Consider the following 25,589-nt stretch of genomic DNA (forward strand, 5'->3'; position numbering starts at 1 on the left):
AGTTGAGATGTTTTGTAAAAATTGTGGGGCTGAGCTAAAGCCAGGCGCTAATTTCTGTGCCCAATGCGGTAGCCCAGTTGACCAAGAAAAAATTCAACCAGCAAGCGAAAAAGTCGAATTAAATCTTGATGAGAAAAAAGAAGAATTTTCAGAAAAATTTGACGAGAAAAAGCAAGAGGCTGCTGAAAGATTAGAAGAAGTAGGCAAAGATCTAGGAGAAAAGGCTGAAAAAGTCAAGGAATCTGTAGAAGAATCCCTTGATACAGCCAAGGAAAATATTGAAGATACTGCTCAAGAAGTAAAAGAAACTGCCCAAAAGGCTGAAGAAACTCTCGATCAAACAGTTGAGGATATCAAGGAAGATGTTGAAGTTAAGCCAGCTAATAATTTATTTGAAGAAAAAGCTAGCAGTGATGCAATAGATGGATTTTCCAATGATGAAAATAGGGTAGACAATGAGCCTATCTTTAAAAGCATGAAAGATATGGAAAAAGACGCATCTAATGAAGCAAGCATCGAGATAAAGCCAAGTGGCCTTGTGAAAATCATTGCCCTAACAGGCCTTGGAGCAGCTTCTGTTTGTGCAATTCTTTTTGCAATTGACCTACTTAGGTTAGTTATATTTACTATAGGAGGTATTTTCTAATGTTAGGATTTTTATTTTCAATGGCATTTAACCTATTGGCCAACCTTCTTTCTTTAGTTTCTGTAGTATTTTTTGGATATGGTTTATATACAGTTGCTAGACAGTGGAACAAAACTGATAACCAAGACCTTTTTAACCTTACTGTTATAAGTGGAGCATTTATGATTATAGTAAGGATAATTGACCTAATAATAAGAAAGGTAACCTATTATGATTTCTTCTTTAGGCCAATTGTAAGTGTGATTCTAATACTCTTAGCTATTGGGGCACCAGTTTTAATATACCTAGTAGCTATGTCTGCTGGTGATGTAATCTATGAAGATGGATATTTTAACAAATTAAGCGACACAGAGTTTTTAAAATCAGAAATAATGGCTGCCTTTGGTCTATTTATGACTGAAATAGGAAAGATAAGCTCAAAATTTGCTAAGGATGCTGATGGAGCCGCAAAGGCAAAAAGCGGAGCAAATGGAGCTTACCAAGATTCAGATGCCTTTAAATATACAGGAGATTCAGGAGATTTTCACGGAATGCTACCAGAAAGAAGATCATTGATATTATTCTTACTATTAAATTTAATTACTTGCGGATTATATAGTCTATATTTTGTCCACACAGTATCAAGAGATGTAAATATTGCTTGCGCAGGAGATGGAGAACACACTAGTGGTGTATTAAAATATCTAATTTTAACAATCCTAACTTGTGGTATTTATGGTATTTATTGGGATTATGCCCTAGCAAATAGAACTGCAGCAAATGGTCATAGATATGGCTACCATATCCAAGAAAATGGAGCAAGCGTGATATTATGGCTACTTCTTGGTTCATGGATATGTGGACTTGGATATTTTGTAGCAAGAAATATTACAATCAAAAACGTAAATAAGGTATGTAGAGGCTACAACCAAAAAAACCCAATTTACTAAAATTAAAAAATCATAGCTTGTGATGAGGTCATAAGCTATGATTTTTTTTGTGAAATCTTACTAAGAATAATTATTTAGGTCCATTTATAATTTTTCTTTACGCAGGTATAATGAAAAAGTAAATTTGCTAAAGAAAATTAGGGAGTAATATTTTGGAAAAGTTTGGAAATATGGCCTTTGATAAGAAGACTATGAAGGAAAATGTGCCTTATCCAGTTTACCTAAAATGGAAAGAGGCAGCAAGAGGAAATGCAAACCTAGACAGAGAGACAGCTGATTCTATCGCTCATGCCATGAAGGCCTGGGCTATTTCTAAGGGTGCTACATCCTACACACATTGGTTTCAGCCCCTAAATGGCAAGACTGCAACAAAGAAAACCGCCTTTTTGAGCAGGGATGATAAGCATAATCCTATTTATAGGTTTTCGGGTAAGGAACTAATCAAGGGAGAGCCTGATGCTTCATCCTTTCCATCCGGTGGAATGCGTTCAACTTTTGAAGCCAGGGGCTATACATATTGGGATTTGACAGCCAATTCCTTTATCTTAGACAAGGTCCTCTACATACCATCAGTCTTCGTTTCATTTTATGGGGAGAAATTAGATAAGAAGCTACCTCTAATAGAGTCAATGAACATGGTAAGCAGTGAATCCTCTAGGATTTGCAATCTTTTTTTGAAAGATGAAAAAACCTATAGGGTCAAGGCGAAACTTGGTCTTGAACAGGAATTTTATCTTATCGATAAGAAATATTTTGACAAGAGAATTGACCTCGAATATTCGGGCATGACCTTAATTGGCTCAGAGCCGATGGTTGAAAAAGAGCTGGTTTCCCATTATTTGGGTGCTATTCCTCAGAGGGTCAATGATTTTTATGAAGATGTCAATAAACAGCTTTATGACCTAGGAATCTACATGGAAGCAGAGCACAATGAGGTGGGTCCAAACCAATTTGAGATAGCGATAATGTTTGAAAATGCAAATATTTCTGTGGATAATAACCAGCTTTTGATGTACATTTTGGAAAGAACTGCCCTCAAGCACGACTTGGTTTGCCTTCTTAAGGAAAAGCCTTTTAAGAATATGGCAGGATCAGGCAAGCACAACAATTATTCCCTTGCCACAAATTATGGTAAAAACTTATTTTCACCAGGCAAGGACCCAAAAAATAACATGACCTTTCTCTTGTTTTTGGCAGCCATGATAGAGGTTTGTAACGAGTGCCAAAAGCTAATCAGGATAGCTTCATCATCTGTCACCAACGACTATAGGCTAGGAGGCGATGAGGCCCCACCAGCCATTCTTTCTGTCTTTGTGGGACTTGATTTAGAAGAAATCCTAAAGGCCATAGCCAGGGGAGACTTTGAAGGACAAGTTCCATCTAACAAGGTTAAAATACCTCACCTGGGCGAGCTAAAAACTGATTCATCAGACAGAAATAGGACATCGCCAATAGCCTTTACCGGCAATAAGTTTGAATTTAGGATGCTTGGCTCATCCAAATCTGCAGCAGACTTAAATACAGTCTTAAATATTGCCATGGCAGAATCTTTAAAGAAAATCGCTGATAGGCTAGAAAAGGCCGATGAAAAATGGCGAAAAGAAGAGGCTTATGCCATAATCAGGGAAATCTATGAAGCCAATAAGAGGATTTTATTCCAGGGTGATGGCTATTCAGAAGAATGGAAAAAAGAAGCTAGTGACCGTGGTCTTGATAATTATCCAAGTTTTCTAGAAGCCCTAAAGGCTGCAAAGGAAGATGGGGCCTACGATATATTTGAAAGAGCGGGAATCTTTACAAGCAAGGAAATTGAATCTATAATTAATGTTGAATTTGAAGAGGTGATCAATTTCTTCTCTTCCCAGCTAGAGATTTTAAATAATATGATCCAGCAAGAAATCCTCCCATCAGCCATGAGGGAAATCAAGGAAATCAGGGATTACCTGGCCTTTGTGGACAATGATAAGCTTAAGGCAAGGGCTAATAAGATTAATGAAGAAGTAGGAGAGCTTCTTGATTATAGCGAGAAAATCATAAATATCTTAAAAAAATCTGAATCTATAAAAGATAGAGAAGACAAGGCTTTTTATTTGCAAAATCAGACCAGGAGCCTAGCAGAGAAGATAAGAGAAATCTCAGACTGCCTAGAAAAATTAATATCAAGAGAAAATTACTCCATGCCAAATTATGTGGACATGCTAAAATCCTTATAAAAAAGGCGAGCAATATGCTCGTCTTTTTAAGTATTTACTTATAGGTCACTTTCTTGCCTAGGCCAAGCCTTCCTAAAATTATGCCAAGGATGAAGCATATTAGGGAAGGGATGAACCAGGTGAAGCCAAATTTTGCTAGGGGTAGGTTTTGTATAAGGTCTACAAGTCCTATAAGGCCAAATTTTTTGCCAAAAGTTTCTATGACAGCTGTTATAATTACTGCTGTAACCATGAGGATGTAGGCCATGTTGTAAGGGACTTTTTTATCAAAAATCATATAAAAGGCCAGGCAAATTATGATTGGATAGCCTATATTTAGGACCGGAGCGGCAAGATTTATTATAGCATCCACACCCAAAGATGAGATGAGAAAGCTTGCTAGGGTTACAAAGATTGCTGTGTAAAGATATTTTATCTTGCCATTTGTTAAGTTTTCGATAAAATTACCAGCTGATGAGGTAAGGCCAATGGCTGTTGTAAGGCAGGCTAAGCTTACTGAAATGCTTATAGCAAATTTGCCGAAATTTCCTAGGACCATGTAGACTAGGTTTATTAGGATTTCTACACGGGAGTCTGCCTGGGAAAATATCCCACTGGCATTAGCCCCTAGATAGGTAAGTCCTCCGTAGACTAGGGCTAGAAAGACTGATGCCACACAGCCTACAGCTATGATAAAAGACATTTTTTCCTTTTGATTAGTCTTGCCATAGCCCTTTCTGATCATGTCTGTTACGACAATACCACTAAAAAGGGGAGAGGCAAAGGCATCGATTGTTTGGTAACCTTCGTAGAATCCTTTTACGAAAAATCCATCCTTAACATCGCTAGAAACTGGCATTCCTATTGGACTAATAATAGCCTTAACTATTAATACAAATAGGAAAAATAGGAGGAAGGGTGTTATATATTTGCCTATGATATTTACTACACTTGTTTCCCTAAAGGAAAGGATAAAGGTGATAGCAAAGAATCCTAAAGTTACAGTCCAGATAGGTAGGTTTGGGAAAAAGGACTTAAAGCCTACCTCATAGGTAGTGGCTGCTGTCCTAGGGATGGCAAAGGCAGGACCTATGCAGATGATAGATGCTATAGTTAAAATGTTAGAAAAGTTGGGGCCCACTCGCTTGCCGATATCTACAGCACGCCCTCCAGCAAAGGCTGTCATGATTACTGCAAAAATCGGAATAACAGGGTCTGCTAGCAAAAATCCTAGCATGGTAGAAGCCCATCCATCTCCAGTTATGACACCCAAATAGGGTGGAAAAATTAAATTGCCCGCACCAAAAAATATAGCGAAAAGGGCAAGTCCGCTAATAAGTATGTCTTTATTTCTCTTGTTCAAAATTGTCTCCTTGTATGTAATTCAGACTATCATTATACCTTAGCTTTTAAAAATTCAAAAAAATGTTTATTTTTTAATTAGTGGAGGATGAGAGAATTGAAAATTGTAATAGAGTTTTTATTTAATGAGTATAGAATTTAATAAAATAGTTAATATAAAAGTTCTTTGTTTCGAGCTAAAGCTCGACCACTCTGCCTCTGCACCAGTCCTTCCTCAATCTTCTTACAGAAGATTGGGATAGGGCTTCGCGTGGGGCTCCTCAGCTACGGCATCAAGCCTACCAACCATTTGCTTCACAAATGGGGTTAGGCATAGATACGCGCCGGAGGGGCGTGTCTCCATGAGCCGACGGGCTTGTTTCCTTATCTCGAGCTTGTCGAGAGATCTATTAGTTCTGCTTGGGTGTTTGAATTACTTTGAGCAGGTTTTTGCTAATTTTTTTATCCCTTTGAATATTAACGGATTGTTGTTCTTGGGTTTTTGTTGACTACGAAATACCCTGTTAGGCTTCTCCACGTTGGTCGAAGCAAGGGTGGAGTGTCTTTAGGCTTGTTTCCTGGAGCCGACGGGATTTTCTCGCTTCGCTCGAGATGAAGTTTGCAAGGCGTCTTTACTCTAGATAATTTTAATGATTTTATAGTAAAAACTCCTACAGCTGAAAGCCATAGGAATTTGTTTTTATTTTATAAAATCTTCTTTCTCAATAAAGACTGGCATGCCGTCTTGGTAGGTCTGGGCTATTTCTCTCTGGATTAGTGGGAGGCAATAGTTTATCATTTTTTCTTCTAGGGTTTTCTTATCACCTAGCCAATCTACAGGAATCATCATCTCTCTGTTGGCTATTTCTGATGGTTTGACCTCTGTGTAGGTGACTTCATAATTATCATTATTTGCTCTTCTTAGGACTGGGACTAGGTTGGTGTGGTCGATTCCTAGCTCTGTTGCCCTATAGCCTAGTTTGTAGGCTTCTTCTGCATCTGTCTTACTTATTAGGGTGTTGGTCCTTTGGACTGTGTTTAGCTCTATTGCCCTGGATTTGACTCCTAGCCTTTCTCTAACCATAGTTGCTAGTCTTTCGCCAACTCCTGCCACTACAGGGTGGTTGAAACCGTCCTTACTATTTGAAAAGACTTCTTCGTTTAGCTTATCTTCTAGGTCCCTAAAGCCTTCAGCTAGGGCTACTATGAGGTTGTTTTCAGCCTTTAGGGCCTCTTTTATTTCATCAAAGATATCATCTAGATATTTCTCATCTTCTGGTATATAGAGGAGGTTGACCTGATCTTTTTTGGCCTTGTGGTTGGCCACAAGAGAGCTTGCTGCAAGCCAGCCTGCGTGGCGGCCCATGATTTCCACAAAGGTCACGCTTTCTAGGTCATAGATATCGACATCTGTCCTGATTGTCCTGATTGTGGATGCTATGTATTTGGCAGCTGATCCGTAGCCTGGGGAGTGATCCATACCCATTAGGTCGTTATCAATTGTCTTAGGGCATCCTATGACATGGATGTCTTCGATTTTCTTCTCTACCATGTATTTATTTAGTTTTGTGACTGTGTCCATAGAGTCGTTGCCGCCAATATAGATAAAGAGGTCGATGGCGTTTTTCCTTAGGACTTCAAAAATTTTGGCATAGTCTGGGTGGTCTAGATCATCTGATAATTTATACCTGCAGGAACCAAGTATTGATGATGGCCTGGCCATAAGTTTTTTGCCGCAATTGTCCTTGGCAAAGATTTCTTGGTCGACTTCTTCTATATGTTCTTTGAGGATGCCTTCGATGCCGTTATTTGATAGGTAGATATGGTTAAAGTCATTGTCTATGCCACCTTCAATAGCACCTGCAAGAGATGAGTTTATTACTGATGTAGGTCCACCGGATTGGGCTATTATTACATTCATTATCTTCTCCTTAAAATAAATATTCTTCTAGGTAGGCTGCTATCCCGTCTTCATCATTTGATAGGGTGATGTGATCGGCGATTTCCTTGATATGGTCAACTGCATTGCCCATGGCAACCCTTGTTCCGCCGATTTCAAACATTGTTATATCGTTCATTTCATCGCCAAAGATTAGGATATCATCTGTACCTATGCCTAGGATCTTGGCTGCTTCTAGGACAGAATTGCCCTTTGATAGGCCAAGGGGCATGACTTCGTGGTAGAACCTCAATGATTGGACTTGGACAGTCCTGTCAGCAAATTTTTCTATTAATTTTTGGCGAGGCTCGTCAATTTTTTCTGGGTCTGCTGCGAAGAGGAACTTATTTGGCTCAAAGTCAATGCTATCTCTGATGGTCTTATCTTCCTTAAGAGGGACACCTAGGTTTTGGGCTTCCCAATTGCTATAATGCTTGCTAGCATCATCTGTTATTATGTAATCTCCCTTTGGCACCATTAGCTCTAGGTCAAGATTTTTGGAAAATTTTAGGATTTCTTTGGCAAGACTTAAGTCCATTGGATGGTTGGCTAGTATCTTCTTTTCTTTATAATCATAGAGCATGCCACCATTAAAGGATGAGATAAGACCACCAAATTCGTCAAATTTGAGGGCGCTAGCTAGGGCATAGATTCCAGAAGTAGGCCTTCCTGAGGCTATCATGACCTCATGTCCTTCTTTGCTTGCCCTTATTAGGGCGTTTTTTGTCCTTTCTGTAATTTGACTCTTGCTATTTACAAGTGTTCCGTCTACGTCTACTACAATTAGTTTCGTCATTTTCTTCCTTTCTTTTCCTTACAAAATATTCTTTTCTAAATATAGGGCTATGCCGTCATCATCGTTTGTCGGGCAGATATCATCGGCAAGATTTTTGATATAATCACTGGCATTTGCCATGGCAATTCCAGTGCCTGCCATCTCTATCATGGTTTCATCGTTGATTTCATCGCCAAAGGCTAGGGTATCCTTGTGGTCAATTCCATAAAAGTCAGCTATTTCCAAAAGGCTCCTGCCCTTGTGAATACCAGCTGGCATGCAGTCTAGAAATTGGGGCATGGAATGGATCGGGTTTACCTTACCCTTAAATTTTTCTTCAAAATCTGACTTTACCTTTTCAATAAGACTAGGTTTTGCCGAAAATAAAAGTTTGTTTAGGTCAAAATCAAGTTTATTTGCTAAATCTTTTATGATTTCTACTTCTAGCTTGTTTTTCTTTGAGAGAAAGTCTAGGTCGTAGGCATCATCTTTTTCTGCAAGGATTTTATTATCGTGATAAATTAAATAATCAAGGCCAAGGCTTTTGCCATAAGCAATCATTTCTTTTACGATTTCTCTTGGGATGGTGTGGTTTATGACTGGCTTATCTTTGGCAAGGTCAAAGACTAGGGCGCCATTGGAGCTTGCTACAAGGCCGCCTTCATGCCTATTAAAAAGCTCTCTTGCGACCTTGATCGATCCGTAAAAGTCCCTACCAGTGATGATTACGACCTTATGGCCGAAATCTAGGACTTTTTCTATGGTTTCTTTACTTTTCTTACTTATGGTATTTGTGCTTGTTAGTAGGGTCCCGTCCAGGTCTACTGCAATTAATTTTTTAGTCATCTTATAGGCTAAAGAGCTCGTCTCCTACTTCTACATTTTTTGCTTCTGATAATTTAACTTTTTTGATGGTTGGATTAGTGATAACTACTGGGGATTCTAGGCTATAGCCAGCTTCTTTAATCGCATCAAGATCAAATTCTAGAAGGAGGTCGCCTTTTTTGACCTCTTGGCCAGATTTTACGAATGCATTAAAGCCCTTGCCTTCAAGCTCAACTGTCCCTATGCCAACATGGACTAGGACTTGGATGCCTCTTTTACTTTCAACTCCAATAGCGTGTTTGCCGTGGGCAACCATCGTAATCTTGCCATCGCATGGGGCAAAGACCTTGCCCTCATCGGCTATGATAAGAGCACCAGGTCCTACGATTTGTTCAGAAAAAATTAGGTCGCGGCAATTTTTTATTTCTGTAATTTCCCCCTTGATTGGGGCATAAAATATCTTGTCTTCTTTGGTAAATATATTTTTTATGTCATCTATTATTGACATTGGCTCACCTCTTTTTATGTATGCAAAACTGTCTCTTAATCACTATACCACAAATGAAGTCTTTGTTAGCTTTATATGTATAAGTTAAAAAACTAGCAAATAAAAATTCACTAGTTTTTCTTATGATTATTTATTTTCGTTTTCTACCCTTATATTTTCATCTAATAATTTTAGGTAGTAGGTCTTGGCCATCTCTATGCTAAAGATAGATGAATCCTTGAAAAAGGCCTTAATTTCATCGATTAGGGCCTTGGTTTTGGCATCTTCACCATATTTTTCCTTAAGGTCTGAGGCCTTTTCTAATTGGCCATTTATCTTATGGATAAGGCCCATGGTCCTTGCTTCTCTGTCATTTTCTATTAAAAGCTCTCTTAGGGACCACTTGATATTATTTTCTGTAACTCCTGCCTTGTGTTGTACATTGACCTGATTATTTCTAAGGGCATCGATTACATCAAACATCTTTTGATTGTCAAAATTAGAAAATAGGATGAAGTCAAAGTCGATATTTGCTTCTTCATCTATTACTTCCTTTTTGCTTTCATCAAAGTCCTCAAGGCCTAAAAGGTAGCCAACTAGGTGGTCTACTTCCTTTTCGTCTACTTCTATTATGTTTACATCGTGAGAGTCACAAATTTGCTTAAATTTATCAAAATCACTATTTAAGTGGGATTTATAGTATAAAATATCTGCCATTTTTTCCTCATTTCTTTTACTAAATACATATAAATTATACTAATCATAAAATTTTGTTCAAATTTCAAAAAATGGGTATAAATTATTTAAGAACCTAGGAGGCTATATGACTGAAAGAGTAATTAATTTAGAAAAAAAACTAGTTAAGACTGATAAAATTTTAAGAAAGGTGCGTCAGACTAGGGCTATTGTGATTAAAAGCCTACAGTCTATTGACAATAAATATGATTTTTCTGCAAGCTCCTGGCTTAGGGGCAATTTCCTCGGTAATTTTATAAGGGGATCAAAGATTGATAAGATGAACAAAAATATCGACAGGGTCCAAAAGTCTATGCTTAAACTTGAGGCTGACCTCATGGTTTATGATATTGATAATGACACAAATCTTGCGGGATTTTTAAGGCTCCCATCAAAGATGAGCGAATCGGGCAAGGTGACTAATAAATTTACCGATATTGGCCTTAGGGCTTCGATGAGATTTAGGCAATTTGATGTAGTTGTAAGCCTTAGAAATCTGGAAACTCTTATAAAAAGGCTTGAAGAAATTAGACATGAACTTAAAAATGACCTTAAAGGATCTATGGGTTATTTAAAATGAAAAAAATGACTAGGCAAAAGTTAAACTTTCGCTTAGTCATTTTTTATTCAAAAATTTCTAAATTATTGTCAATTAGCTTATTTATAGCATAGGCTACACCATTTTGTAGGTTAGACTTGGTGATGAATTTGGCGTGTTTTTTTAATTCATCGACTGAATTTGCCATGGCAACTGGAAAGCCAGTTTGCTCTAGCATTGGTATGTCGTTTTTCTCATTGCCTATGGACATGATTTCATCAGGAGTGATATCTAACATCTCCGCCATAAGCTTTACAGCGTGGCCCTTGTTGGCCTTTTTGTTCATGACCTCTATGAGGAAGGGTGCGGTTTGGACTGCATAATAATCTTCATTAAGGATTTTTAGTTTGTTTTTAAGTACCTTATTTATACTTGCTCTTGAGCCTAAAATCAGAAATCTACCGAAGTCCTTGTCTTTGGCTACTTTGTCGTAGTCAATCTTAGTTAATTTTAGCTGGTTGATTGCTGCATCCATTTGAGTATAAAAATTTGGTTCTTTATGCCTTGAATAAAAACCTATATCATCCATAGCGGATACTTCTACATCATAAGGAGTCATTAGGTCATCAAGTTTTTTAAGATCATCAATAGTTTGGAAATTTCCGCCAATTGCTTTGCCGGTCGCATTATCAAAGATATATGAACCATTCTGGCAGACTGTAAAATGCCCCTTTCTATTTAGGCCTAGCCTTCTTATATATTTTTCCATTGAATGATATGGCCTGCCGCTGGCTAGGGCTATATGGACTCCCATATCCCTTGCCCTATCGATTGCTTCTATGTTTTTTTTGCTGAGTCTCTTAAGTGGGGTAACAAGTGTACCATCCACATCAATAGTAATTAATTTGATCATACTACTATTATACTATATTATTTTCTATTTAAGAGGTCTTTGTACTCATCAGGTGATTTACGAATCCTTGTTGGGTCTTTAAAAAAGTCATCCGCAAGCCTTTTAACTACAGGGCTTAGCATGATTAGGGCATAGAGGTTTGGAAGAGCCATTAGGCCGTTTAGGATATTTGAAACAACCCAAACAAGGCCTAGGTCGACATTTGCACCTACAAATACAAATATTATATATAAAATCCTATAAGGGATTACAATCTTATCTCCAAAAAGATAGGTGAGGGCGGTTTCTCCATAATAAGCCCAACCCATGATTGTGGATAGGGCAAAAAGAGTTAGGCCAATACTTACTACATAAGACCCGTAATTTGTGGACTTGGCAAAGGCATTTGCCACAAGGCTTGAGGCATCAGAGCTAGATGTCCATGATATTTGGCTAGTTATTATAACAAGGGCTGTAATGGTACAGATAATAATTGTATCGACAAATACTTCGCTCATCCCCCAAAGACCTTGGCGGCAAGGGTGGTCTGTAGAGGCACTTGCATGGGCTATAGGTGAAGAACCAAGACCTGCTTCGTTGGTGAAAACACCCCTAGCAACACCGGCTGAAATAACTTGTTTAACTGTAAGACCCACGAATGAACCTCCAAGGCTAGCAGGAGAAAAGGCTCCTAGGAAAATTGCCTTGAAAGCTGGTATTATATATGCCCTATTTAAAAATAAAAGATAAATAGAACCTAGTATATAAAGCAGGCTCATAAGAGGGACAAGCTTTGATGTAACCTTGCTTATGGATGAAATCCCACCTACTATTACAAAGCCAACAAGAGTAGCTAAAACAAGACCTGTGATAAGAGGGTTGATATTGTAATTGCTCTTAAGGACACCAGCTATAGCGTTTGATTGGGTAGAATTACCTATACCAAAAACAGCAATACCAGCAAAAAGGGCGAAAGTTTTGGCAAGGCCATTCTTTCCTAGACCATTTTTTATATAATACATAGGTCCACCCACAAAGCGTCCGTTTTTATTTTCCCTAAAGGCAAGGGCAAGGCTTACTTCGGAAAATTTGGTAGCCATACCAAAAATAGCGGCCACCCACATCCAAAAGATAGCCCCAGGTCCACCTAAGATAATGGCAAGGGAGACACCTACGATATTGCCAGTGCCAACAGTAGCAGCAAGGGCAGTAGAAAGGGCCTCAAAAGGTGAAATATCCCCATCGTGTTCTTTGTGTGATTTATCAAAAACTTTAAGTAGGGTATTCCTAAGGGCAAAGCCAAGTTTTCTAAATTGAAGGCCAGATAAAACAAGAGTTAAGATAAGGCCAGTGCCAATGATTCCGACAATGAGGGGAGCACCCCAAAGTATCTTATCAATAGCGACGAAAAATTCTTTCATATGTATCTCCTTTCATAAATAGTATTTTATTATTTTATCCGCATTTTTATGATTTACAAAAATAAATATTTTCTTGTCAATCTACTCGCAAAGCCCTAAAACATCGCTAAATTTATTTCGATAAACTTATAAATTAACAAGGAAATTAGCATATTTTATAAAAAAATTATAAGAAGAATTTATTCTTAGGCCTAAAACCGGTATAATGTAGAAGTAAAGACGAGTTTAACAGATTAAGAAAGGATATAAAATGATTATAGGAATACCTAAAGAGATTAAAGACCAAGAATCTAGAGTGGCTGTAGTACCAGGTGCTGTGGCTGATTTAGTTAAAAATGGAAATGAAGTTTTAATAGAAAAGGGAGCGGGCGTTGGCTCTGGAATTAGCGATGAGGATTATGAAGAAGCAGGTGCAAAAATAATTGATAAGGCTGCTGATGTATGGGAGAAGGCTGAGATGATCTACAAGGTCAAGGAGCCTCTTAAGGAAGAATACAAATACCTTAGAGAAGGACTAATCCTTTATGCCTATCTCCACCTAGCTGGTAATGCTGAGCTTACAGAAGAATTACTAAAGAAAAAGGTAACTGCAATTGGTTTTGAAACTGTAGAGAAGGATAGAAAGCTACCACTTCTTCAACCAATGAGTGAGATTGCTGGTAGGATGGCTGTCCAAGAAGGGGCAAGATACCTAACTAAACCAGAAGGCGGCAAGGGAATCCTCCTTCAAGGTGTGCCGGGAGTAAGACCTGCCCATGTTGTAATTGTAGGAGCTGGTACAGTTGGTACAGCAGCAACAAGGATAGCAGTAGGTATGGGAGCTAGGGTAACAGTTCTAGATGTAAATATCGATGCCCTAACCAAACTTCACAACCTCTTCCCAGATAAGATTGAAACCCTTTATTCAAACCCACTAAATATAGACGAGGCAGTAAGTGGGGCGGACCTAGTTATTTCTACAGTCCTAATCCCAGGTAGACGTGCTCCTCAACTTGTAAAGGTAGATACAGTCAAGAAAATGAAGGAAGGTTCTGTAGTAGTGGATGTGGCTATAGACCAAGGTGGTTCTACAGATATCACAAAAGATCACGCAACAAGCCACACTGATCCAGTATTTAATAAATACGGCGTAATCTTCTATGCTGTAGCAAATATACCAGGTGCAGTAGCTATGACATCAACCTACGCCCTATCAAATGCCACAACCCTCTATGCTAAGGCAATAGGCAAGGAAGGACTTGCGGCAGCTGTTGAGAAATTCCCAGAACTTAAGAGTGGAATCAACCTCTATGACGGCAAGGTAGTCCTTGAATCAATAGCAGAAGATACAGGTCACGACCTAGCTGAATTAAATCTTTAATAAAAATAAAAAGCCAGGGAAACTTAGATTTTCCTGGTTTTTTATTTGCTTGAATATATTTTTAGGTATACCTAAAAATATATTTTGACAAAATAAATAAAGATGTTATAATAAACTTAAGAAAAATTTTAAAAGGAGTTATTATGACAAGGAAAATATTATTTAGCCTCTTAGCCTTACTTGTATTTGCAGGCTGCGGAGCTAAAACAAATAATACTGACAAAAGTGCAGAGACAAAAGAAGAAGTAAAGAGCGAAGAGAGTTCAGATCCTTCAAAGAAAAACATCACAGCTACAACTACTTTTATAGCTGATATGGTGAAGGAATTAATAGGTGATAGGGCTAATCTTTCAATGATTATCCCAGCTGGCGAAGACCCACACCTTTATGTTGCAAAGCCTGAAGATTATAACAAGATAAAGGATGCCGACCTAGTTTTATACCATGGACTTCACTTTGAAGGCAAGATGGTAGATGCCCTAGAAGCAAGTGGCTATGCAGTAACCGAAACCTTCCCTAAGGATAAGATTGGTCAAATGGACCAAGATGGGGAGACTATAGTAGACCCACACTTCTGGTTTGATATAGACCTATACAAGGAAGCCTTCACTAATACAGCTAACAAGTTAAAAGAGCTTTATAAAGATGATGAGGAAGTGATTAAAGAAATTGACAAAAACCACGACAGGTATATAAAAGAGCTCGATGATCTTGATGAATATAACAAAAAAGAGCTTGCAAAAATCCCAGAAGAGTCAAAATATTTAATCACCCCACATGATGCCTTCAATTATTTCTCAAGAAGATATAAGATTGAAGTATTAGCCCCACAAGGAGTTTCAACAGATTCTGAAGTATCAAATAAGGACCTTGAAGACACAGCAAGCTTTATAGCAGACCACAAGATTAAGGCAATCTTTGCAGAATCAACAACAAATCCAGAAAGAATGGAAAAATTAAGAGATGTTGTAAAATCTAAAGGTTTTGAAACAGAGGTAGTATCAGGCGAGGGTCAAGAGCTATATTCAGACTCCCTATCCAAAGAAGGCGGGGAAGCTGACACCTTTATAAAAATGTACAAACACAATGTAGACTTAATAGTAGGTAAGCTTAAATGAGACCTGCAATTGAAGTAAAGAACCTTTCCGTCTCTTACGAAAAAAACCAGGTACTTTCTAAGATAGACCTCACTATCCCCCTAAATTCAAGAACAGCCATAGTAGGAGCAAATGGAGCAGGCAAGTCCACCCTACTTAAGGCTGTTCTTGGCCTAATTAAAAAAGACTCGGGCGAGGTCAAGATTTTAGGCAAAGACCTTAAGGATGCCAAGCTTGACCTAGCCTATGTTCCCCAAAAAGATTCGGTCAATTGGAACTTCCCTATAAGGGTCTATGATGTTGTAAAGATGGGAAGATTTCCTTATTTGGGTTCCTTTAAGAAATTAAGAGCTATAGATAAGGAGAAAATCGACCATGCCATGGAAGAAATGGGCATAGCTGACTTAAAGGACAGACAAATATCAAAACTTTCGGGTGGTCAAAAGCAGAGGGTCTTTCTAGCAAGGGCCCTTGCCCAAGATGTGGACCTCTACATCCTTGATGAGCCCCTCACAGGAGTTGATATCAAGACAGAAGAGATAATAGCCAAGGAATTTAAAAACCTCCAGGCCAAGGGCAAGACAATTATATCAGTTCACCACAATATCTATAGTCTAAATAGGTATTTTGACCACCTTCTAGTTTTAAATGGAGGAGTCCAATATTCAGGTCCTCTTAATGTGGATGGCATTGATAGTCAGATAGATAAGGGATTTAGGGGCTAATATGGATGTATTATTTTCATACTCATTTAAAATCATAGCCATAGGGACAATTCTCCTTGCAAGTCTTGCAAGCCTTGTGGGAATTATCAATGTCTACAAGGACCAATCCCTAATCGGCGATGCCATGGGCCATTCGACCTATGCAGGCCTAGTTTTAGCCTTTATCCTAACAGGTATGAAGTCTAGTTGGGTCCTATTGATTGGGGCCTGCCTATCTGCGGCTCTTTCCTATTTTTTGATAGAATATTCAAGCAAGAATACAAAGATTGGCCCAGATGCAAATATGGCCATATACTTGTCGGGATTTTTTGGCCTAGGACTTGTTTTAAAGTCTTATATTCAGGGCAATCCAGCCTTTGCATCATCCAGGCAAGCAGGCCTAGATAATTACATCTTCGGCCAAGCTGCCTATCTTTTGGAAGATGACATCTGGCTAATAGGAGGAGTTCTTCTTATTGCCCTGATAATTTTTGCCTTAAATTACAGGCATATCAAGGCCTATCTCTTTGATCCGGAATTTGCTTATATGGTAAATATAAATACAAAAATCCTGGATAGCTTGGTATTATTTATCACAATCCTAACCATAGGTGTGGGCATAAAGGCAGTTGGGGTTATTCTCATTGCATCCTTTATGGTTCTACCGACACTCGCAGCTAGTAAGCTTTCACACTCCTTTGGCAGGGTTTTGGCCATATCTATTGTAATTTCAGCCCTTTCAGCCTTTATAGGTTCTTATATTTCAACAATCTATAGCGGGTTTTCGACAGGGCCTACCATAATAATTATCCAGGCAAGCTTTGCCATCCTTGCCCAAATCATAAAAATTCTAAGGAGGAAGTAATGACAGATGCACTCATAGTTTTAATACTCACATCCATATCATGTTCTCTGCTTGGAATATTTTTGGTTTTAAGAAAGCTATCTATGATGACAGATGCCATAAGCCACTCAGTCCTACTCGGCATAGTTTTGGCCTTTTTCCTAGTTAGGGATTTGGATAGCCCACTTCTAATATTAGGGGCAAGCCTTATGGGCCTAGTGACTGTGTTTTTGATAGAATCTATTGGCAAGCTCAAACTTGCCAAGCTAGATGATGCCACAGCCATAGTCTATCCCCTTCTATTTTCAATAGCGGTCATCCTGATTAGTAAATTTTTTAGAAATGTCCACCTAGATACAGATATTGTCATGATGGGCGAGGTGATTTTCTCATCAATGATAAGGACGGAAATTTTTGGTATAGAGATGTCAAAATCAATCCTTGAAGCGGCCTTAAGCCTAGTATGCGTTATAGCTTTCATCGGCATATTTTATAGGAAATTAAAGATAGGAAGTTTTGATGAAGAATTTGCATCCCTTGTTGGAATTTCAACAGGTCTTATCTTTTATAGTCTGATGACAATTACATCCTTTGTGGCAGTTACATCCTTTAACAATGTCGGGGCAATAATTGTAATTTCATTTTTCATAGGGCCGGCTGCAATTGCTCTTTTATTTGCAAGAAGTCTTAGGGAAGCTTTCTTGTTAGCGACTCTTGCTTCAATTATAAATCCAAGCATAGGTTTTTATCTTGCCATTAATTTTAATGTATCCATAACAGGTATGATTGCAACAATCAATATGGCAAGCTATTTAGCTTTAATCATCATAAAGAAGTATATTTTAGATAGGAGTAGAAATTATGGAAAAAATCAATCCTCAAAGAGAGGACTATCTAACAATAATATACAAATTGATGCAGGAAAATGATAAAATCACCAACAAGGATATTTCCCAAGCTCTTGACATAAGCCCACCATCAGTCACAGAGATGCTTAAGAAACTCAAGGCTGAGGGCCTTATAAAGGATGATAAGACAAATTTTTTGACAGATAAGGGAGTAAGCCTAGCAAGGCTTCTAATATCTAAGCACAGACTTTGGGAATATTTTCTCCAGGAGACCTTGGATTATTCATGGAAAGACGTCCACGAAATAGCAAATAAGCTCCAATCAGCCACACCCGATGACCTTTTAGATAAGCTAAATGACTTTTTAGGCCACCCTAAATATTGCCCCCACGGATCGGTTATCTATATAAATAACGAAGGCACGGGTCGTGACCTAGTGAGGATGAGCGAGTCTAAGTCAGGAGCGACCTACACCATAAGAAGGATAAGGGATGAGCGTAGTCTTTTAAATTATGCAGAGTCCATGGGGATCGATATAGGTGATAGGGTAAAAATTGTAAAATTTGACCCCTTTGATATGACTGCAATCATCGAAAAAGATGGCATAGAAAAGAGGATTTCGCCAAAGGCCTGCGTAGATATATATTTGCTAGAGGAAGATGATGGAGATAAATAAAAAACGCTTCAGGGATTTTGATTCCTATATGAAGCTTAAATTTAATAAAAAGATTATAAAGCTCCCACTTGACGGGGGCTTTACTTGTCCAAATAGGGATGGGAGTCTATCAAATGCTGGCTGTATATTTTGCTCAGAATCTGGGTCAGGAGAGCGGACCTATGGAAAAAAATCCCTACATGATCAAATAGTCTACCAGAAAGCTCGCTTGTCAAAGCCAGGCAGGGATGAGGCTTATCTTGCTTATTTTCAAAATTTTACAAACACCTACGGGCCCATTGACAAATTAAGAAAAATCTACTATGGTGTACTTGAAGAAGAAAATATTATAGGTCTTGCCATTGCAACCAGGGCGGATTGTTTAAATGACGAGGTTCTTGACCTTTTGGAAGAGTTATCCAAGAAGACCTTTCTCATAGTAGAGCTAGGCATGCAAAGTGTAAATGATAGGACCCTTAAGCTTATAAATAGGGGCTATGATCATGGTGATTTTGACTCTGGAATTCGTAAATTACATACCAGGGGAATTAAGACCTTGGTCCATTTGATAATAGGACTTCCTTATGAAAATCTTGATGATTACAAAAAAGCCATCAACTATATAAATGAGATTAGGCCCTGGGGAATCAAAATCCACAACCTCTATATAGAAAAGGATACAAGGCTTGAAAAATTCTATAGGGACAATGACCTTTCTTATGACATGACAGAGGATTTTTATGTAGATACTATAGTAGAAATTCTCACTCATTTGGATAAGGATATAGTAATTAATAGGCTAACAGGAGATGGGCTGAGGGATGCTATAGCCTATCCTTCCCGGGCTAAGAACAAGGGCAAGATTCTAACAAAAATTGACAAGATGCTAAAGGAAAAAGACCTAAGACAGGGGGATTTATGGAAAGAAAATTAGACAGCAAATTTTATACAAATAGCCTAGCTAGTGACGGCCTTTACACAGATAGGAGTAAAACCCTACTTTTGGTGGTAGACATCCAACCAAAGCTAATGACAAGTGTAGAAGAAGGCGAGAGGGTGACAAAAAATACAGTCGGCCTAATAAAGGCCTTTAAGGCCTATGACCTTCCTATCATAGCCACAGAACAATATCCAAAGGGCCTTGGCAGGTCAGATGAGAGAATACTTGCTGAGCTTTGCGATGAGAAAATATTCCCAAAGACAAGCTTTAATGCCCTAATTCCAGAAGTTTTGGACTTCATTAAGGACAATGATATTAAAAATGTTGTAGTAACAGGAGCTGAAGGCCACATCTGCATCTACCAAACTATAAGAAGCCTTCTAGATCTAGGTCTAAATGTTTTTTATGTAGATGATGCCATTGGATCATTTACAAATGAGCTTAAAGATGGTGCTAAGGTTTCCCTAAGAGACATGGGAGCAGTCCTTGTAAATACTGAGCTAATCTTATTTGACCTAGCCATTGACAGCAAGGATTCTAATTTCAAATTAATTTCAAATTTAGTAAAAGAATTAAGAAAGTAGGAAAAAATGACAAATTTACCAAAATGTCCAGCCTGTGGTGAAGATTTCACCTACCAAGATGGCCATATGTATGTTTGCCCGATATGTTTTCACGAGTGGTCAGATGAAGAGCCAGTCGTAGAAGAAGAGAAAAAACTAAGAGATGCTGTAGGAAATATTATAGAAAATGGTGCTAAGGCCACAATTATCAAAGACCTTAAGATGGGCTCTGAAGTTGTAAAACAAGGAAGCAAGGTCACAAATGTAAGGATTTTAGATGAAGAAGTAAATGGCCACGACCTAGATGGCAAGGTAGAAGGCTTTGGAAGTCTTTATCTTAAATCATCTGTAATAAAAATTGTAAAATAAAAGATTCCCCAAGTTGATCTAAAATTAACTTGGGGAATCTTTTTTATAATTTCTGTATCAGGCCTAGAACTTAGGGTATAATGACCTAAGATTACAAGTAAAGGAAAATTATGAAAATAAAAAGATTTTTGGCAATCCTCTTTGTCTTTGCCCTTTCTTTTATAGGCAGCAAATTTGCCCTTGATTTCTTAAACCAAAGGACAGATCCAACCTATGCGGGCAGTGGCTTTGAAGATAATGCCGTAAAGAAAAGTGACAATGAATATTTAATTTTGATGGTCGGTGTAGACCAGGCAGCAGGTGAGGAAAATAACGAAGATTTTACCAGAACAGATACCATAATGCTCCTTAAGGCCAACACCAAGGATGGAACAATTAAGCTTTTATCAGTGCCAAGAGATTCTAGGGTTAAGATTAGAACAAGCTTTGATAAGGTAAATCACGCCCATGCCTTTGGCGGTATAGAGCTAACCATCCAGACTCTAAGGAACTTCTTAGGTCTTGACATAGATTATTATGTTCAAATAAATTATAAGGCCCTAGTAGATATAGTAGATGCTATAGGTGGAGTAGATTACCAAGTGCCAGAAGGCGTTGAAATAGATAAGTGGGGCATTCATGTCAGACCTGGTATGAACCACTTCGATGGAACACAGACCATGTGGTACTTAAGAACCAGACACATCTATCTAACAGGAGATATAGGAAGGGTAGGTGCCCAACAAGACTTTGTAAAGGCCATGGTAGACCAAGCAGTCAAAAAATCTAAACAAATGAATTTGATGACAATAGCCTCAACCTACATCAAATATGTTAAAACCAACCTACCAATGTCAGTAATAGCTGACCTCTTATCAAATATAGAGACCTTCTCATCAGATAAGGTAGAAACATTTACAGTTCCAGGCCATGAAGAGACTATAAATGCCACAAGCTACTATATACCAGATGTAGAAGAAACTTGGGCCATAAGAGATAAGGTCTTTGCTGACTTTAAACTATCAAAATGGAAGGAAGAAGACTCAGGTTTTGTAACAAACGATGAAGAGGAAAGCAGCGAGGAAAGTACTCCAGATACTAAAACCTTCATACCAAACCTAGCCAAACCACAACCAAGCAATGAGGCTCCAGTCTATAATCAAGCTCCTTCTTATAATAATAATTATAACTATAACAACAACACCTATAGGCAAAATAACACCAATAATAATTCAAATAATAACTACAATTATCAGAATTCTCATGAAGAAGAATATGAACAGACACCTAGCCACAATCAAAGCACAGAGCCTGTAGAAGAAGAAAGACCAACCCCTGCCAAACCAGAACCAAATCAAAGTCCGGCCAAGGAAGCTCCTTCAGGCAATGAATCAAATATAATAGAATATGAACCTATGCCAAGCATAGATGGAGAAGGTCAATCAGAAGGTGAGTAGAGATGACAAGTAAAAGAAGACAAAGAAAAGATGAACATATAGAAAATTATCTAAAGACAGAACCTATTAGGGGAACACTTTTAGATGATATTTATATAGAGCATAATTCCCTAGCAGAGCTAAGTCTAGACGAGATAGACACAAGCGTGACCTTCCTAGGCAAAAAGATATCCATGCCTGTCATGATAAATGCCATGACAGGGGGTGGAGAGGTAAGCTCTGATATAAACGAAGACCTATCATCAATCTGTGCCAGCTTAAACATACCAATGGCCCTAGGCAGCCAAGCCATTGGTCTTGAGGAAGAAGATTCGGTAGAATCTTTTAGCCTCATAAAGGATAAGGACCTTGTAAGGATAGGAAATCTAGGAGCTGAAAGAAGCCTAGATGATTTCAAAAACGCAGCAGGCATGATTGATGCCCACGCCATGCAAGTCCACCTAAACCTAGCCCAAGAGCTCTTCATGCCTGAAGGTGATAGGGACTTTAGGGGCTGGAAGGACAATATTAGAAATTTAAATGAAAATCTAGATATCCCAATAATTGTAAAGGAAACAGGCAATGGCCTTTCAAAAGCATCTGTCAAGACCCTCTTAGAGATGGGAATTAAATATGTAGATATAGCCGGCTCTGGCGGCACAAATTTCATCGAAATCGAAGATATGAGAGATTTTGAGGAAGATTATAAGGAGTTTTACTCTTGGGGAGTGCCAACAGCCAAGGCAATAATCGATGCCAGAAGCCTATCAGAAGATCTATTTATCATAGGCTCAGGCGGTATAAAAGATGCCCTAGATATGGCCAAGGCCCTAATAATAGGAGCTGATATGACGGCTATAAGCGGTGAAGCATTGAGATACTTGACCCTCGGAGGCTACGATGCTTGCTATGATTATCTTCTAGAGCTTAGGGAAAGACTTGTAAAAGTCATGGCCCTTTTGGGAGTTAAATCTATAAAAGAACTTAAAAAGATCGATTATAAGGTCACAGGCAGACTTAAAGAATTATTAGATTAAAAAAACTAGATGGCAGGAAAATTCTCCTTGTCATCTAGTTTTTATTTGTCTTATTTCATCTATATCTTATGTTTGAATTTACAGTTTCTATGTCCTTACCCAGGCAATATTTGATGTAAGGGACTAGGTAATCCTTGTCTATGGCCTTTGGTCCAAAGATTAGTCTTTGGTATTTAAGGTCGTAATCTTCTAGGTAGGTGCCTAAAAATGGCAGAGGAAAGGTCCTATTAGTGTATTTGATTTCCTTAAAATAACCTCTGTTTTGGTCCTGGTCTAGGTCTACAAGGATCCTATATTCGCTTTCGTAGGCGTAGTGGTCCTTTTTGAAATAATAGGAAATCTTATCAAGTTTTAAATAAATTTCGTTATTTATAGCCCTTAAAAGCTCGGACTTATTTTTTTCTCCAAGCTTGTAGGTCTCCTTTATCTTTTCTAGATAGAAATTATAATCCATTTTTAATTTATTAAGAAGTCCGTAGATTTCAGTACTTTGTGGGTCTTCCTTGCCATCGCCTATATAAAATACCTTAATAAGCTGGATTTTCTTATCATTTATGACTGACTTTACAAATTCTTTAGAAAATTCTAAAAAGACTCCCTTGGTATCATCAGCATATTGCTTCCACATTGGCAGGCTATCAGCGGCAGATGAGGCTGATAAGAGATAGATTTTATTATTTCCGTTATTATCCCTGGCCAGGTAGTCGCTATCTCCATCGTTTAAAAATTCAAATAGGGCCTTGCCTTCCATCGGGTCATTTAACATCCTAGCATTGGTAAGCCTTAGCCTATTTCTATATTTTTCATCGATTTCTTCTATGCTATCATCGATTAGAAATTGGAGATTGTCTAGGGAAGTGTAATGGCCTATGCGAAAATTTTTACTATCCTTTTTGAGATTTTCATAATCAGAGGGTTTTATGGTTAGTTTTTCTATCAATTGATCTATATCATAGACTATAGCTTCTTCAAAGGCGGCTAATTTATCAGAACTAGACCCTATTTTATTATAAAAGTCGTTGAGCTTTGAAAAAATATTTAGGCTGTCCCTAAATTCGATTTCTAGGCAAGAAAGATATTTCCTATAAAAACTTTGAGGCCTTTTGACCTTGCTTTGGCTTATATCTTTTAGCTGGTCGAGGGCTAGGGATACAAATTCATAGGTGTAGGTGTTTTCCTTATACCTGGCGGTTTTTATTTTTTCGTTTACCTTGGCAAATATATCTATAAGCTTATAAGGCCCGTAAAAATCATTTAAGACATTAGCAATCTTTAGGAAGGATAGGCTAAAACCGTCAAATTCCCTAAGGAGGGAGTCCTTGATTAGGGTGTGGTAGCCCATATTCTTATTATCAAAATAGGAAGTGTCTTTGAGGATTAGGTCATTTAGGCCTTCAAGAACCTTTTTGGTCTTAGCCTTGCCCAGATTTTCTGTCAAGCTTATATAATAAGAAGGGTCTGCAAAGACTGAAATATAGCCGGTAAGATTATTACTTATTTTTATAATTTCCCTATAGTGGCCAAAGTCTTCCCTTAAGAGGTCAAAGGTCCTAGTTTTGATTGGATTTTCCCTGGATGTATCTATAAAGGAATCAGCTTCCCTGTAGATTTTGATTTGACCAAGCTCTCTTATTTCCTTATTCTCATCCTTTGACTTGTATCTTACAAGAAATTTGGTTTGAAATTTAAAATCTATCCGAGATGAGTTTTCTAGATAGATATTATCAAGGAAAGATGTTGGGATCTCGTCGATTTTTATTTCATAATCATAGGGGTAGAAAAAATATCCTATATCATCTATTATCTCTTCTTTGGAGCAGACTAGGTCGTGGTTATTTATAAAATCTACAAATTCATTGAGCTTAAAAATATAGGTCTGATCTATTTTTACAAAAAACTTATCCCTTATAAGCTTATCCGACAAAAGTAGGCGGATTAGGTTCTCATCATAGGCATATATCTTGGCGTAGAGCTTTTCTTTTGAGATTTTACCAGACTTACTGTAGTCATTTTTTAATAAATTTATGAGACTTTTTTCGATTATTTCCATTTGCAGATACTCCTTTCTTCTATTATACTCCAAGAAAAAAGCCTGCCCTAAAGGTCAGACTCTTTGTAGATTTCTATGGATTGGACTATGCCATTTAGGGTCTCTAATTTTATCTTGTAGCCATCACTTGCCCCTAGGTAGTAGGCCTTCATAGTCGCATTTTGATTATTTGGATCTTCTGTAAGTTCATCCTTAAACCTATTTTGAAGGTCATAGATAGAATCTTCTAGCTTGATTCCCCTTACTTCAAAGTCCCTGTTGTTATTAATAACTGAGGCCTTAAGACTTTTAATTTCCTTATTTTCTATAGAATCCAGGTCCATATTAAAGTAGGCCTCCAGGAGGTAAAATTCCTTGTAGACTTCGTTATTTACCCCATCTGTAAACCAGGTAGGGTTTGGATGGTAGTAATCTCCTTCTCGTGAAATTGTGGCTATGATTTTGCCATTTTCATCCTTGGTTGAATAGGTGAAGCCATTTTGGGTGAAATTTTTTAGTTTTAGCGGGAATTGATAGAGCTTACCCTCTATTATGAAGGATGAGTCAGATTTAAACTTTGTAGACTGAGCGATTTCAGGCGATGTGGTCTTGTATGGACTTGCCACAGGGGCTAGGGCCTTTTCTAGGCTTATTAGGATGGGATAGGTAAAAATCAGCACAAGGTTAAGGACGATAAGCCCTAAAATTGGTGACCTAAAGTGCTTATCTACCCCATCTATAAGGCCAATAAGACTTCCTAATATACCAAGGCCTGCACAAATTACACTGGCCAGGGCAAGGGGCCTTTTAAAGCTTAAAATATCTATGTATGAATATCTATAGATAAAACAAATAGTTAAGATTAGGATGCCTAGGATGAATGTTCCTGTATAAATTTTAATATTATCAATCTTCTTCACTGTATTTTCTCCCTACTTTTAAACAAATCTTGACTAGATTTTACACTTAACTTAAAAAATGTCAAAATACATGTTATAATAAAAATAT

The 25,589-nt window shown here is 37.9% G+C and carries 25 protein-coding genes; 15 read left to right on the plus strand and 10 right to left on the minus strand.

Annotation, left to right across the window (positions count from 1 at the left end):
• Positions 1–7: 7 nt before the first annotated feature.
• The 3 genes from C8269_RS09900 (at position 8) to C8269_RS09910 (ending at position 3,788) form a co-directional block, all read left to right on the plus strand.
• Positions 8–646 (plus strand): zinc ribbon domain-containing protein, encoded by a 639-nt coding sequence (locus tag C8269_RS09900; protein ID WP_106461575.1) that lies wholly within the window; start codon positions 8–10, stop codon positions 644–646.
• A complete protein-coding gene (locus tag C8269_RS09905) occupies positions 646–1,575 on the plus strand; it encodes a DUF4234 domain-containing protein (RefSeq protein ID WP_106461577.1) in 930 nt (309 codons plus the stop codon). The genes C8269_RS09900 and C8269_RS09905 overlap by 1 nt, the downstream gene beginning before the upstream one ends.
• A 152-nt stretch (positions 1,576–1,727) precedes the next feature.
• Positions 1,728–3,788, plus strand: coding sequence for a glutamine synthetase III (locus C8269_RS09910; RefSeq protein ID WP_267895202.1), 2,061 nt, complete (start codon positions 1,728–1,730; stop codon positions 3,786–3,788).
• A 34-nt stretch (positions 3,789–3,822) separates the two neighbouring features.
• Here C8269_RS09910 and brnQ read toward each other — a convergent pair whose 3' ends face one another.
• The 6 genes from brnQ to C8269_RS09940 form a co-directional block, all read right to left on the minus strand.
• Positions 3,823–5,130 (minus strand): branched-chain amino acid transport system II carrier protein, encoded by a 1,308-nt coding sequence (gene brnQ, locus C8269_RS09915; protein ID WP_106461579.1) that lies wholly within the window; start codon positions 5,128–5,130, stop codon positions 3,823–3,825.
• A gap of 678 nt (positions 5,131–5,808) precedes the next feature.
• Positions 5,809–7,029 (minus strand): diphosphate--fructose-6-phosphate 1-phosphotransferase, encoded by a 1,221-nt coding sequence (locus C8269_RS09920; protein ID WP_106461581.1) that lies wholly within the window; start codon positions 7,027–7,029, stop codon positions 5,809–5,811.
• A gap of 10 nt (positions 7,030–7,039) precedes the next feature.
• Positions 7,040–7,843: a Cof-type HAD-IIB family hydrolase gene (locus tag C8269_RS09925; RefSeq protein ID WP_106461583.1), complete on the minus strand. Its 804-nt coding sequence runs from the start codon at positions 7,841–7,843 to the stop codon at positions 7,040–7,042.
• 18 nt (positions 7,844–7,861) lie between these two features.
• Positions 7,862–8,668, minus strand: coding sequence for a Cof-type HAD-IIB family hydrolase (locus tag C8269_RS09930; RefSeq protein ID WP_106461584.1), 807 nt, complete (start codon positions 8,666–8,668; stop codon positions 7,862–7,864).
• Between the two features lies 1 nt (position 8,669).
• Positions 8,670–9,155 carry a PTS sugar transporter subunit IIA gene (locus tag C8269_RS09935; RefSeq protein WP_234025879.1) on the minus strand — a complete coding sequence of 162 codons (486 nt, stop codon included), beginning with the start codon at positions 9,153–9,155 and terminating at the stop codon, positions 8,670–8,672.
• A gap of 126 nt (positions 9,156–9,281) precedes the next feature.
• Positions 9,282–9,851 (minus strand): DUF3783 domain-containing protein, encoded by a 570-nt coding sequence (locus C8269_RS09940; protein ID WP_106461586.1) that lies wholly within the window; start codon positions 9,849–9,851, stop codon positions 9,282–9,284.
• Positions 9,852–9,957: 106 nt separating this feature from the next.
• On the opposite strand from C8269_RS09940, the gene C8269_RS09945 reads away from it, so the two are divergent.
• The gene (locus C8269_RS09945; protein WP_106461588.1) at positions 9,958–10,449 is read left to right on the plus strand and encodes a hypothetical protein; all 492 of its coding nucleotides are present in this window, start codon (positions 9,958–9,960) and stop codon (positions 10,447–10,449) included.
• Between the two features lie 43 nt (positions 10,450–10,492).
• On the opposite strand, the gene C8269_RS09950 is transcribed toward C8269_RS09945, so the two are convergent.
• Positions 10,493–11,320 (minus strand): Cof-type HAD-IIB family hydrolase, encoded by an 828-nt coding sequence (locus C8269_RS09950; protein WP_106461589.1) that lies wholly within the window; start codon positions 11,318–11,320, stop codon positions 10,493–10,495.
• Positions 11,321–11,337: 17 nt separating this feature from the next.
• Entirely contained in the window at positions 11,338–12,720 is a 1,383-nt protein-coding gene (locus tag C8269_RS09955) for an alanine/glycine:cation symporter family protein (protein WP_106461591.1), read from the minus strand.
• A gap of 250 nt (positions 12,721–12,970) precedes the next feature.
• Between C8269_RS09955 and ald the strand changes: the two genes are divergently transcribed.
• From ald to fni, 11 genes are all read left to right on the plus strand, one after another.
• Positions 12,971–14,080, plus strand: coding sequence for an alanine dehydrogenase (gene ald / locus C8269_RS09960; protein WP_106461593.1), 1,110 nt, complete (start codon positions 12,971–12,973; stop codon positions 14,078–14,080).
• 143 nt (positions 14,081–14,223) lie between these two features.
• Positions 14,224–15,198 (plus strand): metal ABC transporter solute-binding protein, Zn/Mn family, encoded by a 975-nt coding sequence (locus tag C8269_RS09965; RefSeq protein ID WP_106461595.1) that lies wholly within the window; start codon positions 14,224–14,226, stop codon positions 15,196–15,198.
• Complete coding sequence (locus tag C8269_RS09970) at positions 15,195–15,902, plus strand: metal ABC transporter ATP-binding protein (RefSeq protein WP_106461596.1); 708 nt, start codon at positions 15,195–15,197, stop codon at positions 15,900–15,902. The genes C8269_RS09965 and C8269_RS09970 overlap by 4 nt, the downstream gene beginning before the upstream one ends.
• Position 15,903: 1 nt before the next feature.
• Positions 15,904–16,746 carry a metal ABC transporter permease gene (locus C8269_RS09975; RefSeq protein ID WP_106461598.1) on the plus strand — a complete coding sequence of 281 codons (843 nt, stop codon included), beginning with the start codon at positions 15,904–15,906 and terminating at the stop codon, positions 16,744–16,746.
• Positions 16,746–17,654 (plus strand): metal ABC transporter permease, encoded by a 909-nt coding sequence (locus tag C8269_RS09980; RefSeq protein WP_106461600.1) that lies wholly within the window; start codon positions 16,746–16,748, stop codon positions 17,652–17,654. The genes C8269_RS09975 and C8269_RS09980 overlap by 1 nt, the downstream gene beginning before the upstream one ends.
• Positions 17,587–18,249 carry a metal-dependent transcriptional regulator gene (locus C8269_RS09985; RefSeq protein ID WP_106461602.1) on the plus strand — a complete coding sequence of 221 codons (663 nt, stop codon included), beginning with the start codon at positions 17,587–17,589 and terminating at the stop codon, positions 18,247–18,249. Before C8269_RS09980 ends, C8269_RS09985 begins: the two co-directional genes overlap by 68 nt.
• Positions 18,236–19,162 (plus strand): TIGR01212 family radical SAM protein, encoded by a 927-nt coding sequence (locus C8269_RS09990; RefSeq protein WP_106461604.1) that lies wholly within the window; start codon positions 18,236–18,238, stop codon positions 19,160–19,162. Before C8269_RS09985 ends, C8269_RS09990 begins: the two co-directional genes overlap by 14 nt.
• The gene (locus C8269_RS09995; RefSeq protein WP_106461605.1) at positions 19,147–19,752 is read left to right on the plus strand and encodes an isochorismatase family protein; all 606 of its coding nucleotides are present in this window, start codon (positions 19,147–19,149) and stop codon (positions 19,750–19,752) included. The genes C8269_RS09990 and C8269_RS09995 overlap by 16 nt, the downstream gene beginning before the upstream one ends.
• 6 nt (positions 19,753–19,758) lie before the next feature.
• Positions 19,759–20,100 (plus strand): zinc ribbon domain-containing protein YjdM, encoded by a 342-nt coding sequence (locus C8269_RS10000; RefSeq protein WP_106461606.1) that lies wholly within the window; start codon positions 19,759–19,761, stop codon positions 20,098–20,100.
• A 110-nt stretch (positions 20,101–20,210) separates the two neighbouring features.
• Positions 20,211–21,536, plus strand: a complete 1,326-nt coding sequence (locus tag C8269_RS10005) for an LCP family protein (protein ID WP_106461608.1) — start codon at positions 20,211–20,213, stop codon at positions 21,534–21,536.
• A 2-nt stretch (positions 21,537–21,538) separates the two neighbouring features.
• On the plus strand, positions 21,539–22,552 hold the full coding sequence (gene fni / locus C8269_RS10010; RefSeq protein ID WP_106461610.1) for a type 2 isopentenyl-diphosphate Delta-isomerase: 1,014 nt from the start codon (positions 21,539–21,541) through the stop codon (positions 22,550–22,552).
• A 55-nt stretch (positions 22,553–22,607) separates the two neighbouring features.
• On the opposite strand, the gene C8269_RS10015 is transcribed toward fni, so the two are convergent.
• Together C8269_RS10015 and C8269_RS10020 are read right to left on the minus strand one after the other, a co-directional pair.
• Positions 22,608–24,602, minus strand: a complete 1,995-nt coding sequence (locus tag C8269_RS10015; RefSeq protein ID WP_106461611.1) for a DUF2971 domain-containing protein — start codon at positions 24,600–24,602, stop codon at positions 22,608–22,610.
• A 47-nt stretch (positions 24,603–24,649) separates the two neighbouring features.
• The gene (locus C8269_RS10020; protein WP_106461613.1) at positions 24,650–25,501 is read right to left on the minus strand and encodes a hypothetical protein; all 852 of its coding nucleotides are present in this window, start codon (positions 25,499–25,501) and stop codon (positions 24,650–24,652) included.
• Positions 25,502–25,589: the final 88 nt, after the last annotated feature.

Source organism: Anaerococcus sp. Marseille-P3915, assembly GCF_900258475.1.
In the GTDB taxonomy this organism is placed as follows: Bacteria; Bacillota; Clostridia; order Tissierellales; family Peptoniphilaceae; genus Anaerococcus; species Anaerococcus kampingae.